General features: G+C 36.6%; 15 protein-coding genes and 2 pseudogenes. 13 read left to right on the top strand and 4 right to left on the bottom strand.

Features of this window, described 5'->3' with window-relative positions:
- Positions 1-53 precede the first annotated feature (53 nt).
- The 6 genes and pseudogenes from NPA36_RS00875 to NPA36_RS00850 all read left to right on the top strand — a co-directional run.
- Positions 54-368: a rhodanese-like domain-containing protein gene (locus NPA36_RS00875; RefSeq protein ID WP_256944229.1), complete on the top strand. Its 315-nt coding sequence runs from the start codon at positions 54-56 to the stop codon at positions 366-368.
- A 2-nt stretch (positions 369-370) separates the two neighbouring features.
- On the top strand, positions 371-2,026 hold the full coding sequence (locus tag NPA36_RS00870; RefSeq protein WP_256944228.1) for an FAD-dependent oxidoreductase: 1,656 nt from the start codon (positions 371-373) through the stop codon (positions 2,024-2,026).
- Positions 2,019-2,315, top strand: coding sequence for a rhodanese-like domain-containing protein (locus tag NPA36_RS00865; RefSeq protein WP_256944227.1), 297 nt, complete (start codon positions 2,019-2,021; stop codon positions 2,313-2,315). Before NPA36_RS00870 ends, NPA36_RS00865 begins: the two co-directional genes overlap by 8 nt.
- Before the next feature lie 4 nt (positions 2,316-2,319).
- Positions 2,320-2,580 (top strand): metal-sensitive transcriptional regulator, encoded by a 261-nt coding sequence (locus NPA36_RS00860; RefSeq protein ID WP_256944226.1) that lies wholly within the window; start codon positions 2,320-2,322, stop codon positions 2,578-2,580.
- A gap of 411 nt (positions 2,581-2,991) precedes the next feature.
- Positions 2,992-3,852 carry a MerR family transcriptional regulator gene (locus tag NPA36_RS00855; RefSeq protein ID WP_256944225.1) on the top strand — a complete coding sequence of 287 codons (861 nt, stop codon included), beginning with the start codon at positions 2,992-2,994 and terminating at the stop codon, positions 3,850-3,852.
- 697 nt (positions 3,853-4,549) lie between these two features.
- Positions 4,550-5,047 (top strand): annotated as a pseudogene (locus tag NPA36_RS00850) (restriction endonuclease subunit S); the annotation flags it as partial.
- On the opposite strand, the gene NPA36_RS00845 reads toward NPA36_RS00850, so the two are convergent.
- Together NPA36_RS00845 and NPA36_RS00840 are read right to left on the bottom strand one after the other, a co-directional pair.
- Positions 5,019-5,951, bottom strand: coding sequence for a site-specific integrase (locus NPA36_RS00845; RefSeq protein ID WP_256944224.1), 933 nt, complete (start codon positions 5,949-5,951; stop codon positions 5,019-5,021). The pseudogene NPA36_RS00850 and the gene NPA36_RS00845 sit on opposite strands and share 29 nt — an antisense overlap.
- Positions 5,952-6,354: 403 nt before the next feature.
- Positions 6,355-6,510 carry a hypothetical protein gene (locus NPA36_RS00840; protein ID WP_256944223.1) on the bottom strand — a complete coding sequence of 52 codons (156 nt, stop codon included), beginning with the start codon at positions 6,508-6,510 and terminating at the stop codon, positions 6,355-6,357.
- Positions 6,511-6,912: 402 nt separating this feature from the next.
- On the opposite strand from NPA36_RS00840, the gene NPA36_RS00835 reads away from it, so the two are divergent.
- The 7 genes and pseudogenes from NPA36_RS00835 (at position 6,913) to NPA36_RS00805 (ending at position 13,341) form a co-directional block, all read left to right on the top strand.
- On the top strand, positions 6,913-7,899 hold the full coding sequence (locus NPA36_RS00835; RefSeq protein WP_256944222.1) for an NAD(P)-dependent oxidoreductase: 987 nt from the start codon (positions 6,913-6,915) through the stop codon (positions 7,897-7,899).
- A 97-nt stretch (positions 7,900-7,996) separates the two neighbouring features.
- The gene (locus tag NPA36_RS00830) at positions 7,997-9,394 is read left to right on the top strand and encodes a YjiH family protein (protein WP_256944221.1); all 1,398 of its coding nucleotides are present in this window, start codon (positions 7,997-7,999) and stop codon (positions 9,392-9,394) included.
- A gap of 277 nt (positions 9,395-9,671) precedes the next feature.
- On the top strand, positions 9,672-10,637 hold the full coding sequence (locus NPA36_RS00825; RefSeq protein ID WP_256944220.1) for a VOC family protein: 966 nt from the start codon (positions 9,672-9,674) through the stop codon (positions 10,635-10,637).
- Positions 10,637-11,239: an alpha/beta hydrolase gene (locus tag NPA36_RS00820; protein ID WP_256944219.1), complete on the top strand. Its 603-nt coding sequence runs from the start codon at positions 10,637-10,639 to the stop codon at positions 11,237-11,239. The genes NPA36_RS00825 and NPA36_RS00820 overlap by 1 nt, the downstream gene beginning before the upstream one ends.
- A 171-nt stretch (positions 11,240-11,410) precedes the next feature.
- Entirely contained in the window at positions 11,411-11,845 is a 435-nt protein-coding gene (locus tag NPA36_RS00815) for a hypothetical protein (RefSeq protein ID WP_256944218.1), read from the top strand.
- Between the two features lie 71 nt (positions 11,846-11,916).
- Positions 11,917-12,330, top strand: a pseudogene (locus tag NPA36_RS00810) (cupin domain-containing protein).
- A 30-nt stretch (positions 12,331-12,360) separates the two neighbouring features.
- The gene (locus NPA36_RS00805; protein WP_256944217.1) at positions 12,361-13,341 is read left to right on the top strand and encodes an aldo/keto reductase; all 981 of its coding nucleotides are present in this window, start codon (positions 12,361-12,363) and stop codon (positions 13,339-13,341) included.
- A gap of 102 nt (positions 13,342-13,443) precedes the next feature.
- On the opposite strand, the gene NPA36_RS00800 is transcribed toward NPA36_RS00805, so the two are convergent.
- Positions 13,444-14,754 carry a DEAD/DEAH box helicase gene (locus tag NPA36_RS00800; RefSeq protein WP_256944216.1) on the bottom strand — a complete coding sequence of 437 codons (1,311 nt, stop codon included), beginning with the start codon at positions 14,752-14,754 and terminating at the stop codon, positions 13,444-13,446.
- Positions 14,744-14,899: a hypothetical protein gene (locus NPA36_RS00795; RefSeq protein ID WP_256944215.1), complete on the bottom strand. Its 156-nt coding sequence runs from the start codon at positions 14,897-14,899 to the stop codon at positions 14,744-14,746. The genes NPA36_RS00800 and NPA36_RS00795 overlap by 11 nt, the downstream gene beginning before the upstream one ends.
- Positions 14,900-14,940 lie beyond the last annotated feature (41 nt).

Here is a 14,940-nt window from a genome sequence, read left to right as displayed (position 1 = left end):
TAGTTATATATACCTATATGGGTATACAAAAACCTTTAATGAGGAGGAAAAGTATGTTTGGATTTTTTAGCACAGTACCAAGTATCTCGGTGAATATGCTACAAGAAAAACTAAAAGATAAGATCAATTTGCTTGATGTACGCACACCAGATGAATACCGATTGGGGCATATAGCGAAAGCTAAGAATGTTCCGTTAAATATGCTAGATGGCTATAAAGGGAGTTCAACTGAGGAACTTTATGTGATTTGCCAATCAGGGATGCGAAGTAAAAAGGCTGCAAAAATATTACAAAAAAAGGGCTATAATGTAGTAAATGTTCGTGGTGGCATGAGTCAATGGACGGGTCAAATAAGAGGAGGAAAATAATTATGACAAAAATTATTATCGTAGGTGGCGTCGCTGGAGGAATGTCAGCAGCGACTAGATTACGTCGTTTAATGGAAGACGCTGAAATTGTTGTTTTAGAAAAAGGCCCATTTGTATCGTTTGCCAATTGTGGATTACCTTACTTTGTATCTGGGGAAATTGAAGCTAGAGATAGTTTATTAGTACAAACACCAGAAGCCTTACGTGCACGTTTCAATTTAGATGTTAGACCACATCATGAAGTGATGGCAATCAATCCAGTAGATAAAACAGTTACAATTAAGCATAATGACCAACTGACGACAGAGTCTTATGACAAACTGATTTTATCACCAGGTGCCAAACCATTTATCCCACCGATTGTTGGATTATCACAAGCAACGAATGTCTACAGTTTGCGCAATGTACCTGATTTGGATAAAATTATGGAAAATATTGAGCAGAGAAAACCTAAAAATGCAATTGTGATAGGTGCCGGATTTATTGGGTTAGAAATGGCAGAAAATTTAAAGAAACGTGGCCTGCAAGTAACGCTTATTGAAAAAGCTCCTCATGTTTTACCTCCTTTAGATGAAGAAATGGCTGCTTTTGTTAAAAATGAATTAGTTGGTAAAGGCGTACAAGTGATTACTGCGCAATCAGCTACAGAATTTAGAAATCAAGGGAACTCGGTTATTTTAGAAGATGGAACTGAATTACAATCAGATTTAACCATTTTATCAGTTGGAGTTCAGCCTGAAAATACTCTAGCAAAAGATGCAGGAATCGAATTAGGCTTACGTGGAGGAATTTTAGTTGATGATAATTATCAAACGAATCTTTCAGATATTTATGCAGTAGGAGACGCAATTTTAGTCAAACAACAAATCACTGGTGAAAGTGCCCTAATTTCTTTGGCTTCTCCAGCTAACCGTCAAGGCAGACAAGTAGCGGATGTGATTGCAGGCTTAAATCGTAAAAATAAAGGCAGCATTGGTACGGCAATTGTTCGTGTCTTTGATTTAAGTGCTGCTTCAACAGGTTTAAGTGAACGTGTTGCAAAGATGGCTGGGCTTGATGTGGCAGTAGTTCATATTTCTGGCAAAGATCATGCAGGTTATTATCCTGGAGCGACAGAAGTAGTTTTAAAATTAGTGTTTAATCCCAAAACAGGTGAAATTTATGGCGCCCAAGGAATTGGTAAAAAAGGGATTGATAAGCGCATCGATATTCTAGCGACAGCAATTAAAGGTGGGCTTACGGTTTTTGATCTACCTGAATTAGAATTCACTTATGCACCACCATTTGGCGCTGCGAAAGATCCAGTAAATATGATAGGGTACGTCGCTTTAAATCAAATTGAAGGTCTAAGTGACACGATTCAATGGTATGAATTGACAGAAGAACTCTCTAAAGGAAAAGTATTATTGGATGTTCGAGAAGAAAGTGAATTAGCAAATGGACGTTTTAAAGAAGCGATTAATATCCCGCTGAATGATTTACGTTGCCGTATTTCAGAATTAGACCCAACAAAAGAATATATTATAAGTTGTCATAGTGGTTTGAGAAGCTATATCGGCGAGAGAATTTTAAAACAAGCTGGATTTAAAGTAGAAAACTTAGATGGTGCATTTTCATTGTATAAAGCAGTAAGATCGGAGGATTTAAACTATGTTTAGTTCAATTGGTGTAGATGAATTTTATCAAAAGTTCAAAAAAGAATCATTGACAATTATCGATGTTAGAGAAACAGATGAGTTTGAAAGAGAACATATCCCATCCGCTAGGACACTTCCTTTAAGCGAATTAGAGCAACGTATCGATCAGTTAAATAAAGATGAAAAATACTATGTTATCTGTCAATCTGGTGGGCGTTCAGCAATGGCTTGTAATCTATTAAGTACTAAAGGGTATGATACAGTCAATGTGATGGGTGGCATGTCAGCATGGAAGGGAGAGTTAGCATAAGCCTATGGGAACCTGTGATAAAAATATTCTGAATCGTTTAAAGCGTGCAGAGGGTCAAATGCGAGGGATTCAAAAAATGATTGAGGAAGAAAAAGAATGTGTTGATGTTATTACTCAATTAAGTGCTGTTAGATCAAGTGTTGACCGGATTATGGGCATGATTGTCGCTGAAAATTTGAAATCATGTTTAGAAAATCCAGAATTAGATTCAGATAAGCAATTACAAAAAATGGAGCAAGCGATAAATATGATTATCAAAAAATAAGGATGGGAAAACATACGAAAAAATCAACAGAGAAAACTACGATCATACAAGCAAAAAAAGTTTATATTTTGTTGATGGTTGAGTTTCTTGGTGTGAGCTATGTAAAAAGAATTTGAGTCAAAATCTTGGATATAGTATTACGAGTATTGCAGATAAATTGCTTCAATGAATGCAAAGAACTGTCCTACTTATACTAAGAATGAATGACTGCCACTCTCTTAGAAAAAGAAAGCCAATCAAGACTGATTCAAAATATAGGTCTTGGATAAGTCATCGGAGATCTATATAAAGGATTTTTTTGTGTCATGGAGTAGAAAAAGTTTAATGTAGCCCAAGTGATATAAACTAAAAAACAGCTTGACCTGTCCGTTGGGGGCAGTGGTATCCTTTGAATAAAGGAGGTGCTAAACCATGTTAAGAAATGAAATTCAAAATAAAACTGGTTTAACAAGAAAAGCAATTGAATACTATGAGGAAAAAGGATTAATTACACCTCAGAAATCGGAAAATGGCTATAGAAATTATAGTGAAGAAGATTTGAAGATCTTGATTAAAGTTTCTTTATTTAGAAAAGTTGGAATGAGTATATCTGAAATAAAGGAGAGTTTAGCTTCAAAGGGAAATTCGCTACCTTCAATTCTAAGAAGAAAAGAACATCAATTAGATATCGAACAAAAAAGAAATGAAATTCTTAACTTAATAGTTAAAGGAGAAAGCCAAAGCCTGATAAATAATAAGATAGCTTTGATTGAAGCAGAAGAAACAATTTATGAAAGATTGGGAAGAGCTTTTCCTGGATACTATGGACAAATGATTTTCTCAGCATATCAACCATTTTTAAATGAAACTTTAAGTAAGGATGGAGATGAGGTTTATCAGAAGTATGTAGACTATTTAGATAACCTTCCTTCTTTTGAGCTTAGTAAAGAGGAACAGGATTATATCGACAAAATTAGTTCAACTTTTGATATTCAAACGCTAAAAGAAGTGAATAAAGCTAAAATTAATGCAATTGAAAATGTTGATGACTGGCTTAAGGAAAATCAAGATACCATTACTCAATATGAGAGCTATAAAAATAGTGATGATTATCTAAATAGTCCAATGAAAACAATTCAAGAAAAGCTACAAACTTTCATGATGGAGAACAAATATTACGAAATAGCAATTCCTCTTATCAGAAAATTCAGTAAAAGCTATGATGAGTATTATAAAAAGTTACTTGATGCGAATGAACAATATTTAAAAATGACAGATTATAGAGGTGAATGAGTTGGTACTGGGCAAAAAGTCCAAATAGTATCCAAATAAAATAGTTCCCCAGAAATCTATCTGAAATGGGAACGGTGGCACCGCCGCAAGCCGAGGTCTCACTGGCTTAGCTGTCTACGTGGCTGTAAATCGGCTGAAGCCGAAACATCCACAGTGCGTCAGCTATGCTTTACACCGTTATTTCGGATAGATTTCTGGGGAACTATTTTATGATTTAGAACGATTTTATTTAATTACGGACTTTTTGCCCAGCCCAAACAAAGAAGGAGGCATTCTTCTTACGATGAACGGTCAATACTATTTAATCAACAGAAAAGGAAATAAATTCAAGTTCTACTGGGGTCCAATGAGCCCGCAGTTAAAAAAGTCAAACTATGACAATTGGGGTGTGGCTGTAGTTAATTTGGATTGGAAAACTTATGATCCACGTCCAAAACATTTAAGAGCTACACTATTAGGTTATGAATTACAACCCAGAATTAACCCACTGTTAACAAATTCGTTAACAGTGGGTTTTCGTTTAGCTTAGGCAAAATACTAACTAACCATCCACATTTATAGAGCTTAGTCCTTTAGAAACCGACCAATCATCTTTCAAGACTTATGTAAAAAACGTATAATGGAACATACTTACGCTGCACCCAAGCGTTTGTGTTTTTTCGAAGGTTGATGGAATACTAACGCTTGGGAACAACGGGAACTAGGAGAGTTACTAAAATATGAGCAACCAACCAAGTATATTGTAAATTCTACTTACTATGATGATAGTTTTGAAACGCCTGTTTTAACTGCTGGTCAAAGTTTCATTCTTGGATATACTGATGAAACTGCCGGAATAAAATCTGCTAGTGATATAGAGCCAGTTATCATTTTTGATGACTTTACAACAGGATCTCATTATGTTGATTTTCCTTTTAAAATCAAGAGTTCTGCGATGAAATTACTGAGTTTGAAATCGGATGATGAAGATTTTTATTTCGTTTATAACACTTTGAAAAATATTAATTATGTACCTAAAAGTCATGAGCGACATTGGATTTCTAAATTCTCAGAGTTCAAAGTTTGGGTACCATCAGTTGATGAACAAAATAGAATAGGCATTTTCTTCAAAGAGCTCGACCACCTCATCACCCTTCATCAGCGTAAGCCGTGGACCGATTTTGTAGTTAGCTTAAGACTGAAAGTGACCGCATAATTAAGTCAATGTCTTGGTTTTCAAGCTCTTGAATTATGTGCAAATAGGTTTTTTGTGTTGTAGTCATGCTGGCGTGTCCGAGTCTTCGTGCAACACTAGCAATTGAAACACCAACAAATAATAAGAGCGAAGCATGTGTATGACGAAGACCGTGGATGGTGATGATTGGAATGTTTGCTCGTTTGCAAGCACGTTCAAGCACACCATTTACGGTTGAGTTATAAATCTTTCCCTTGGTGCGTACAAAGATTGGCTCGTTTTCTGGCAGTCCTTTGACTAATTCCGAGAATTGGATGATGGTCTGCCAGTCGAGCTGAATCTTGCGTACTGAGGAATGATTTTTTGTTGGCGAAAATCCACCATCCATTTTATAGTCCCAAGTTTTATTGATGGACAATATTTGGTGTGGAAAATCAAAATCCTTTGGCGTTACTGCCAATGCCTCGGAGAATCGCATACCGGTTTTTGCCACAAGAAGAATGAACCAATCCCAGTTAATTTCTTGACTAAGATTGAGCTGGGTAAGCATGGTGTGCAGTTCAAATTGATTAAGGTATTTTGGCTTTTTCAGACGAGGTGTTTTTCCTTTGATGATGGCTTTCCGAGTTGGATCTCGTTGAATAAGCCCTTCATCAACTGCATCAAGAACGGCTCCTTTTAGCTGGTGATGGAAATCCATTGTGGTTTGACGTTCATGCTCTTGAGCATAGTCGTTCAATAGTTGTTGGTAGGTAATACGAGTCAATTCATTGACTTTCAAAGTAGGAATGAGCTTCACAAGCCATTGATAAGTCATCTGATACTTGCTCATGGTAACTTTTCGGATTGCTCCTTCTTTGTATACTGAAATCCAATGTTTGTAATAAACATGGAAAAGTTCGTTTTGATTGTTTTCATCAAACATGATAATTTCCTCCTATTATTTAATTATCAGTCCACGGTTCACGCTGATGAAGGGTGATGAGGTGGTCGAGCTGGTTGAAAAACGTTCCAACTTTCCTTTGTTCATATATATTAGGTAGAGAAACCTCCATTTCCATTACTATTGTTTTCGATATGTTGTATCTTAAAATATCTTGAGCTAAAACATAAACTTCTTACGAATAGCTGGGAACGTAATATAAAAGCTAAATAATAAGAGTCGAGTTCAGCTGTTGGACGATAGCTGAAACATAAACTGATTAGGTAAACATTTTCAATATCTTCAAGCCATACAGAAGATATTCCAACTTCTTCAGACGTTTCTGATGATGTTATTAAGAATACGTTTCCAAACTTGGCTTGATTTTGTTTTCGTCAATCTCAATTTACTTAGTTCCATTGGGGTTGGAAATTGGATTGCCAAATGCATTTACATAGGTGACAAACTTAGCATCACCGTGTCCAAAATCTTTCTTTGTTTTTCCTGATAAACCAATGAATGTATTCCCTAGTTCACATTGTACCCAATCAGTATCAAGCATAAATTTCCTCAATTTACACTTTCAAACTGAGTGGGAAATATATTTGAAATAGTACTATTTAAACTTTATTTTGTGAATTGCGAAAATAGTTGTACTATTAGCTAATAATAAGTGAGGGTATTACGGTACTCATAAGAACCTGAAGCATCGTTGATAACTACTGCGAAACACTTTATAATTTTCCTAGTAAAATGATGAGGCCAACTTATGAGGAAAAACTAATATGCATAATACTATCAATTCATTTACTCAAGTTATGGTTTTTCGAAACTGAATACATACCCCTAACCAGTCTAATAAGAGTCTATAATCATTACATATCATTTTCAGCTCAACGTGGCTAAATCACCAAATATTTAGTACAATTAATGTAAGAGCTTTATTAATTGAAGGAGGTTCACAGTGAAAATTGTGATTACCGACTACAAGGACTCCATGATGCCTACCCATGATTATGAAAAAGAGATATTGATTAATGGGTTAGACTCATGTGAAATTGTAGTCTATGAATATACTGATGAAAAACGACCAGAATTCTTTGAGATCATTAAAGACGCTGACGCTATCCTAACTGCTTTTACGAAAATTGATGCGGAAGCAATGGATCACGCACCAAATTTAAAGATTATATCCATGAATGCTACAGGCTATGACAATGTGGATTTAGATGCAGCCAATGAACGTGGAATCGGTGTTTGTCCAGTTGGGGAATATTGTACTCAGGATGTTGCAGAATTCACAATCACTATGATGATGACATTGGTAAAAAATATCAAAATGTATATACAAGATGTTGATCATAATCATCAGTGGCGCTATGAAATTGGAACATTAAACAAACGAATTAGTGACATGACCTTAGGGATTTTTGGATTTGGGAAAATTGGAAAGGCAGTTGGTAAACGGGCTAAGGCACTAGGAATGAATGTGATTGCCTGTGACCCTTTTATACCGCAAGATAGCGGTAGAGAATTCGATATTGATTTAGTTGATGCGGAAGAAATTTTTGCTCAAGCGGATGTAATAACCAATAATATGAATCTTAATGAAACAAATATTGAGTTTTTTAACTTGATAAATTTCCAAAAAATGCAACAAAAACCGTATTTCATTAATATGGGAAGAGGAGGTTGTGTTGTCGAGAATGATTTAATGACTGCTTTAGATAATGGCTATTTAAAAGGTTGTGGATTAGATGTCTTACAAGATGAGACTCCTGATTTATCGAGTCATCCTTTAGTTGGAAGACCCAATGTCATTATCACACCACATGCTGCATTTTATACACAAACCTCGCTAAATGAACTGCAACGCATTTCAACAGAGAATATTGTGCATTATCTCAATGGTGAAAAAGAAAAAGTATTTAAATTAGTAAGTAAAAACTAAAGACTGAGCTGTACTGAGGTGTCTAACTGTCTTTCCTGACAGAAAGGGTCTCTGGAACAGCTCTCTTTGTAATCTGTAGAAAAATGAGGCGATACTAATGAACAAGATGGAAGAACCCCAAGAGATGGGAAAACAATTAGATGAAACTGTAACCAAGAGAGACATTCGAAAATTTATTACTGCCTCTGTTTTGGGAGTATTCTTATTTTTGGTTCCAATACCTAATGAAGGATCCTTTACCATACCAGCAGGAGTATTAATAGATTGGGTTGCATCATTGTTAAAAACGGAAAGCATAGATTTTGCGGAAATTTTTGTCTTGATCTTTATTACAATGTCCTGTTTACTAACTTTTTGTGGTTACTTCTTCAAACCAAAATTTATTATGGAAAATGAAAAATTAAAATCAATTGCTTTTCCTAGTCCATTTTATATGATTAGTCGCTTTATTGGACTTATATTTTGTTATTTAACGATTTTTAAAATTGGACCAGAATTTGTTTGGTCAGCTGATACTGGTGGATCTATGCTATCCGTATCTGCAGTTTTAGTGTCAGTGGTAGTCGTTATTGCTTTTGCTATGCCATTATTGACTGATTTTGGTATTATGGAATTTGTTGGTGTTTTGGTTCAAAAATTTGTACGATTTTTCTTTACTTGCCCTGGTCGTTCTGCTATCGATTTAATGACATCTTGGTTTGGTGCCTCCAATGCTGCCGTTATTTTGACAACAAGACAGTACGAATCTGGTTTTTATTCTGCAAGAGAAGCACTAGTTATATCAACAAACTTTTCTTTAGTCTCAATCCCTTTTTGCTTCGTTATTGCAAAATTAATCAACGTAGAAAGTTATTTTACGATTTGGTATATTATCATATGTATCACAGGTATGATTATTGCAATGATTATGCCACGTATCTGGCCTTTACGAAATGTGCCAGATACTTATGATAAAATTGCTGGAAAGCAAATCAATGAAGAAACTCCAACAGGTGTCAATCCACTGAAATGGGCTTTAAATTTAGCAGGTAAAAGAGCTAAACAAGCTTCTTTGAAGGATGTATTTGATATTGGACTTGATGTCTATTTGAGCCTTTTCTTGGATTTGATACCACTAGTTATGGCATGGGGAACACTAATCTTGATATTTGTTGAATATACCCAACTATTTCAAATTGCAGCAATTCCACTAGGTTATTTCATGCAATTATTAGGTATCGAAAATGCCATGCACCTCTCTCCGTCCATGTTAGTAGGATTTGGAGACATGTATATTCCTCCATTGCTATTAGCCAATGAACCTATTTTAAAAACACGATTTATCTTAGGGGCCGTATCTTTGGTACAAATAGTATACATGACAGAAGTAGGGGCCATTATATTGAAATCAAGAATTCCTACCAATGTTGGCCAGTTGTTTATCATATTCTTAGAAAGAACCTTGCTGGCGTTGCCAATTGTGACCTTGTTGGCTAATTTATTGGTGTTTAGGTGATTGGGTTGACGGCTTTAGGAGATGGAGCTCTATCCTTATTGGAAGAGAAGATTACTTTATTGAACTAGTTACTGATTGTACATCACATTTGAAATATATAAGCCATCTTGACATCTTGTATGTTGGAGATGGCTTATTTAATATTTTACTAAGAAAATTCTTTGGAACCTACAATTGTTTATATTTTTACTACCTTTGCCACCACAACCCTTTCCCTAACCCTTTCCCAGAAAAAATAGTGTAATAAAGACAAATACACTAAGAGAGAGGGATTTTAATGGGGCACACTGGAATTCATCACGTATCAGTTATAGGAGGAGATGGCAAGGAGGCTTATGAGTTTTATCATAAAATCTTGGGGTTAAAATTGGTTATGAAAACTGTGAACCAAGACGAAAATAATATGTATCACTTGTTTTTTGGCGATGAAACTGGGCGTGAGGGAACTGAATTCACTCTGTTTGAGATGAAGGGAACGCCTAAGAACCAGTTTGGAACCAATGCTATTGAACGAACGATGTTCTTAGTCAAGTCACGTGAGGCACTAGACTATTGGATGGAGCGCTTGGACAGTTTTGAGGTAGAACACTATGGCATTGAAAAATATGGCAAAGATACTATGTTGCGTTTCGAAGATTTTGATGGGCAGCGCTTAGGATTTGTTTATCCAGACCATGAGCTGTCTGACTTAAATCCTTACAAGGCACCTGATATTCCTGAAGAGTTTCTGATTCAAGGGATTGCCCAAGTCCATTTGCGGGTACGTTATCCTGAAGCGACAGCTTACTTGTTAGAGAACTATTTCCAATTTGAAAAGGGTGGAACTTATAACTTGCTGCATTTGCCAGTAACTTGTTTCAAAGCACCTAATAACAAATTTGCGCAGGAAATCCATGTCATTGAGGACAAAACTTCGCCAATTCAACGCTTGGGTGTAGGGGGGATTCACCATGTGGCTTTTGGTGTGACAGAAATGTCTGATTTGTATAAGTTGGTTGATACCTTAAATGAGCACAATATGGTCAATTCTGGCATTAAAAATCGTGAATTTATGCAGTCAGTTTATTTCAGAGAGCCTAACTACAACTTGTTTGAAGTAGCTACTCCGATTGTTAAAGAAGAGGGTATGTTGCCTGAGCAAGACCTTGAGTGGGAGCAACAACCGCTCTTTCTACCAGATTTCTTGGAGTACAAACGTGAAAGTATTGAAGAATGCCTTGAGCGTGGGGAGGAGACTATCTAATGGATTACCAATTATATTCGAACAAGTCAGATGAATTATTCATCGCCTTTCATGGTACTGGCGGAAACCTATATAGTCTCTTGCCAATCGTTGGGGAAATCAATCCACAAGCTGATGTGCTAAGTTTCTTGGGAGACTGTGAAACAGGTGTTAGTCGACGCTTTTTCCCTATTCTTAAAGATGGCTATATCTCAACCGATGAACTAAAAAAACACGCACAGAAATTTTTAGACCAGTTTGCAACCTTTGATCTTAGCCACTACAAACGAATTACAGCCATCGGTTTTTCAAATGGTGCTAACTTCCTATTGAGTATCATGCAACTTGACCCTAATTTTGCACCTGAAATTTACTTGTTGCACTCATTTGATTTTGATTATGATTTTAAAGATGAAGTTAGCACCAGCCGAATTTTGGCGACAGTTGGTGTTTCAGACACTATGGTTGCTCCAGGCTCCATCGTACAAATGCACAAACGCATGTCTGAACGACTTTTCCCAAACTTCACCTTGAAATTATTGGATGAAGAGCATGGTGTTACGGATATTGAGATTGAGTATTTGAAGGAGTTTTATGGAGGGCAGTTAACCAGTTTGATTTAAAGATTGAATAATTACACAAGGATACAGCACACTCTTTCGTAGGCAAGGTGTGTTGTATTTTTTCTCGTTCAAACCTATTCACTAGACCATACAAGCCTTGCTCTAGTATGATATAGATAGATATATAAATCGCTTTCTAAGACTAGTTGTCAGTTAAAAAGGAGGAATATCATGTCCAAGACCATAAATGATTTCAAGCCTCAAAATAATTCTTTCAAAAAATACTTAAAGTTGGCTTTAATGGGAATTTTTTTGATATGTTGGATAATTACAATTACTGTTTTCTGGCTATATACCAACCCAACAGATGCTATGGGTTTTAGTATTCTTTATCTTTGGATAATCCTACCTCTTGGTGGCATAATGACTTCACTTTTGCTGGGATTTTTTTATTCGTGGGACACTTGGTTTTACTATTGGGCATTAGCAGTTGGTGCTCTATACATGTTAGCGAAATTTGTTACCTTTAGTTTGTCCAACATGCTTGAGTTTCGTGTGATGAATCTACCAAACTTTGGTATGCTGGTTAGTGCTTCTGTCATTTCCTTACTAGCTTTATGGGTAGGGAATCTACTACGAAAACTGCGAAGAGAAAGAAGAAACTGAAACATTATCAGTTTCTTTTGTAGAAGGAAAGCAGTCAGGATACAGGGCACAAAGAAAATGGAGGGAACAAGATGACAAAATTTGAAAATGTAAAGGATGGGGTTATTTTTCCAGTAGGTGAAAAAAATGAAGCTTATGCCCAATATTTTATCGGACAAAGCTACTTGCAGGGGTTAGTTGCTGATCCAGAAATTCCAGTCAGTGTGGCGAATGTCACCTTTGAACCAGCTTGTCGTAATAATTGGCATATCCATGAGAATGGCTATCAAATTTTACTAGTAACTGGTGGACAAGGTTGATATCAAGAAGAGGGCAAAGAAGCGAAAGCTTTAAGCGCAGGAGATGTGATTGTTACTCATGATGGTGTCAAGCATTGGCATGGGGCAAGCAAAGATTCATGGTTCGAGCACATTGCCATTACGGCAGGCAAACCAATTTGGTTGGAACCTGTTTCGGATGATATTTACTTAGAACTATACCACTAAAATTTAAGCACAATTTTAAGGAGGATATACATGGAATACACAAAATTAGGCAAGACTGGACTGGATGTTTCTAGAATTTGTTTAGGCTCAATGAGTTTTGGTGACCCTGTTAATTGGATTCACCCCTGGGTACTAGAGGAAGAAGAAAGTCGTACGATTATTAAAGCTGCACTGGATTTGGGTATCAATTTCTTCGATACTGCGAATGTTTATTCACTAGGAAGAAGTGAAGAAATCTTAGGCAAAGCTCTAAAGGACTTCGGTAACCGTGATGAGATTGTACTAGCTACCAAAGTTCATCAAAAAATGTTTGATGGGCCAAATGGTCAAGGATTGTCACGAAAGGCGATTATGTCACAAATAGATCAAAGTTTGCAAAGATTGCAAACCGATTATGTAGATTTATATATTATCCACCGCTGGGACTACAATACCCCAATTGAAGAAACTATGGAAGCTTTACATGATGTAGTCAAAGCTGGGAAAGCTCGTTATATCGGGGCGTCAGCCATGTATGCCTATCAATTCCAAAAAGCCAATAATGTAGCCGAAAAGAATGGCTGGACCAAGTTTGTTTCCATGCAGAACCATATGAACCTCATCTATCGCGAAGAAGAACGTGAAATGGTGCCTTATTGTATTGACCAAGGGATTGCTTTAACACCATATAGTCCATTAGCATCAGGAAGACTGGTCAAAGCGGCTTCAGAAGAATCCCTAAGAAGTCAAACGGATGCTATCCAAAGAGCAAAATACGATGAAACAGCTCAAAAAGATCAAGTTATTATCCAAAGAGTTGCTGAAATTGCTGAAAAGCATCAGGTTACTAAAGTAGCTGTTGCTTTAGCATGGCTATTACAAAAAGAAAACCTAGCTGCACCAGTTATTGGTGCCACAAAAATTAGCCACGTCCAAACCGCGGTAGAGGCACTAGATTTCAAATTGTCTCTTGAAGAAGTTCAATATCTAGAAGAGGAATACGTGCCACATAAGATTGTAGGGTTTTCATAAAGGTTTTATTTAGCCGTGTGTAATCCATAAAGAGTTTCCAGAAACAGTAAACAAAAACGCTCCTGACTTATTAGATTTTTCTAACAGTCAGGGGCGTTTCTCTTATTTTTTCTTAGTATTATTTTTGCGATTCTTTCGTTGATGCGATTTGATCTCTGTTGCTAATTTCTTCTTATACCCAGGTTTTACATTTTTTCTAGCCTTAGAAATCATACCGCGTACGTGATGGTCCACTTCTTTGGTTTGCGTATCTTTTCGTTTTTCACGGCGCTTACGGTCATAACTTTCAACAATTTGTCCATTTTGGAAGGCCACGGTTTTAAAGGTAATTCCTTTACTTTCCAAGGTATGGATAGCTTCTTCTTGGTCAGGGGTGTAAAAGGTAATAGCAGTACCAGGCAGGCCATTACGACCAGTACGACCAACACGGTGGATGAAAAACTCAAGCTCTTTAGGAATCTCTAGGTTAACGACATGAGAAACACCCGTAATATCAATTCCACGTGCGGCCAAATCAGTCGCAACAACATATTGGAAGTCCATTTGTTGAACTTGTCTCATAATCCGGCGACGTTCTCTAGCAGGAATATCGCCATGAATAGCAGCTACTTTCAAACCTTTATTACGCAGAAATGCTGTAACTTCATCAACTCTTTGCTTGGTATTGGCAAAAATTAGCATCAAATAAGGATGGCCAGCTGTTAAAATTTCATATAAAAGTTGGTCAGGATTGGCTCCCTTAGTTACTAAAAGCAAATTCTCAATTGTAGGCGACAATAATTCGTGTTCTTGAATTTGTACAAAAGTAGGGTTGCCCATATACTTGCGTAAAAATGGCTTAATTTTATCTGGTATAGTGGCAGAGAAAACGGTCATCTGCAAGTCAGGCGACATACGGGACGCAATCTCGTCAACGGTTTCTAAGAAGCCTAAGTCGAAAGTCATATCAGCTTCATCGACCACCATCATGGTAACGGTTTGGACGAAGAGTACATTTTCTTTCATCAAGTCAAAAATTCTACCAGGAGTCCCGATAACGATATGAGGCTGTTGCTGTTGTAATTTGTTCATTTGACGTTGTTTGTCTGTTCCGCCAACACATTTCTCTAAAAGAATAGGTTGTGGGCTATGAGCAATTAATTGCTTGGTGACACTCACCAATTGCTCAGCCAGCTCACGGCTTGGAGCAGTGATTACAAGTTGCAGCTCATTTTTACTTGGGTCTACAAAGCTTAGTAAAGGCAGGAGAAAGCTATGGCTTTTACCAGTACCAGTTTGTGATTGACCGATAACACTTTCTTTTTTTAGAATCAATGGAATAATCTTTTCTTGGATTGGTGTAGGTGTTTTGAAGTTGATTTCGTCTAGAGCCTCAATCAGATAAGGTGCTAGTGAATAGTTTTTAAATGACATGGATTACCTCTTTCTTTTTATCTACAGTGTCTAAGGGAACTTCTTGCTCAACTATTATACCATAAGATAGGCAAACAACAACACTAGTGAAAATGACACAAATCAGAATTTCTATGAGCGGAATAGTTGGCGGTTCCATTTTCACATGTTATCCTTATTATGTAAGACGTAGAAAATAAGATACTA

Source organism: Granulicatella seriolae (assembly GCF_024543085.1).
Classification (GTDB): domain Bacteria; phylum Bacillota; class Bacilli; order Lactobacillales; family Aerococcaceae; genus Granulicatella; species Granulicatella seriolae.
The sequence above is the reverse complement of the archived record's forward strand: the minus strand, read 5'-3'. Positions and strand labels throughout refer to the sequence as shown.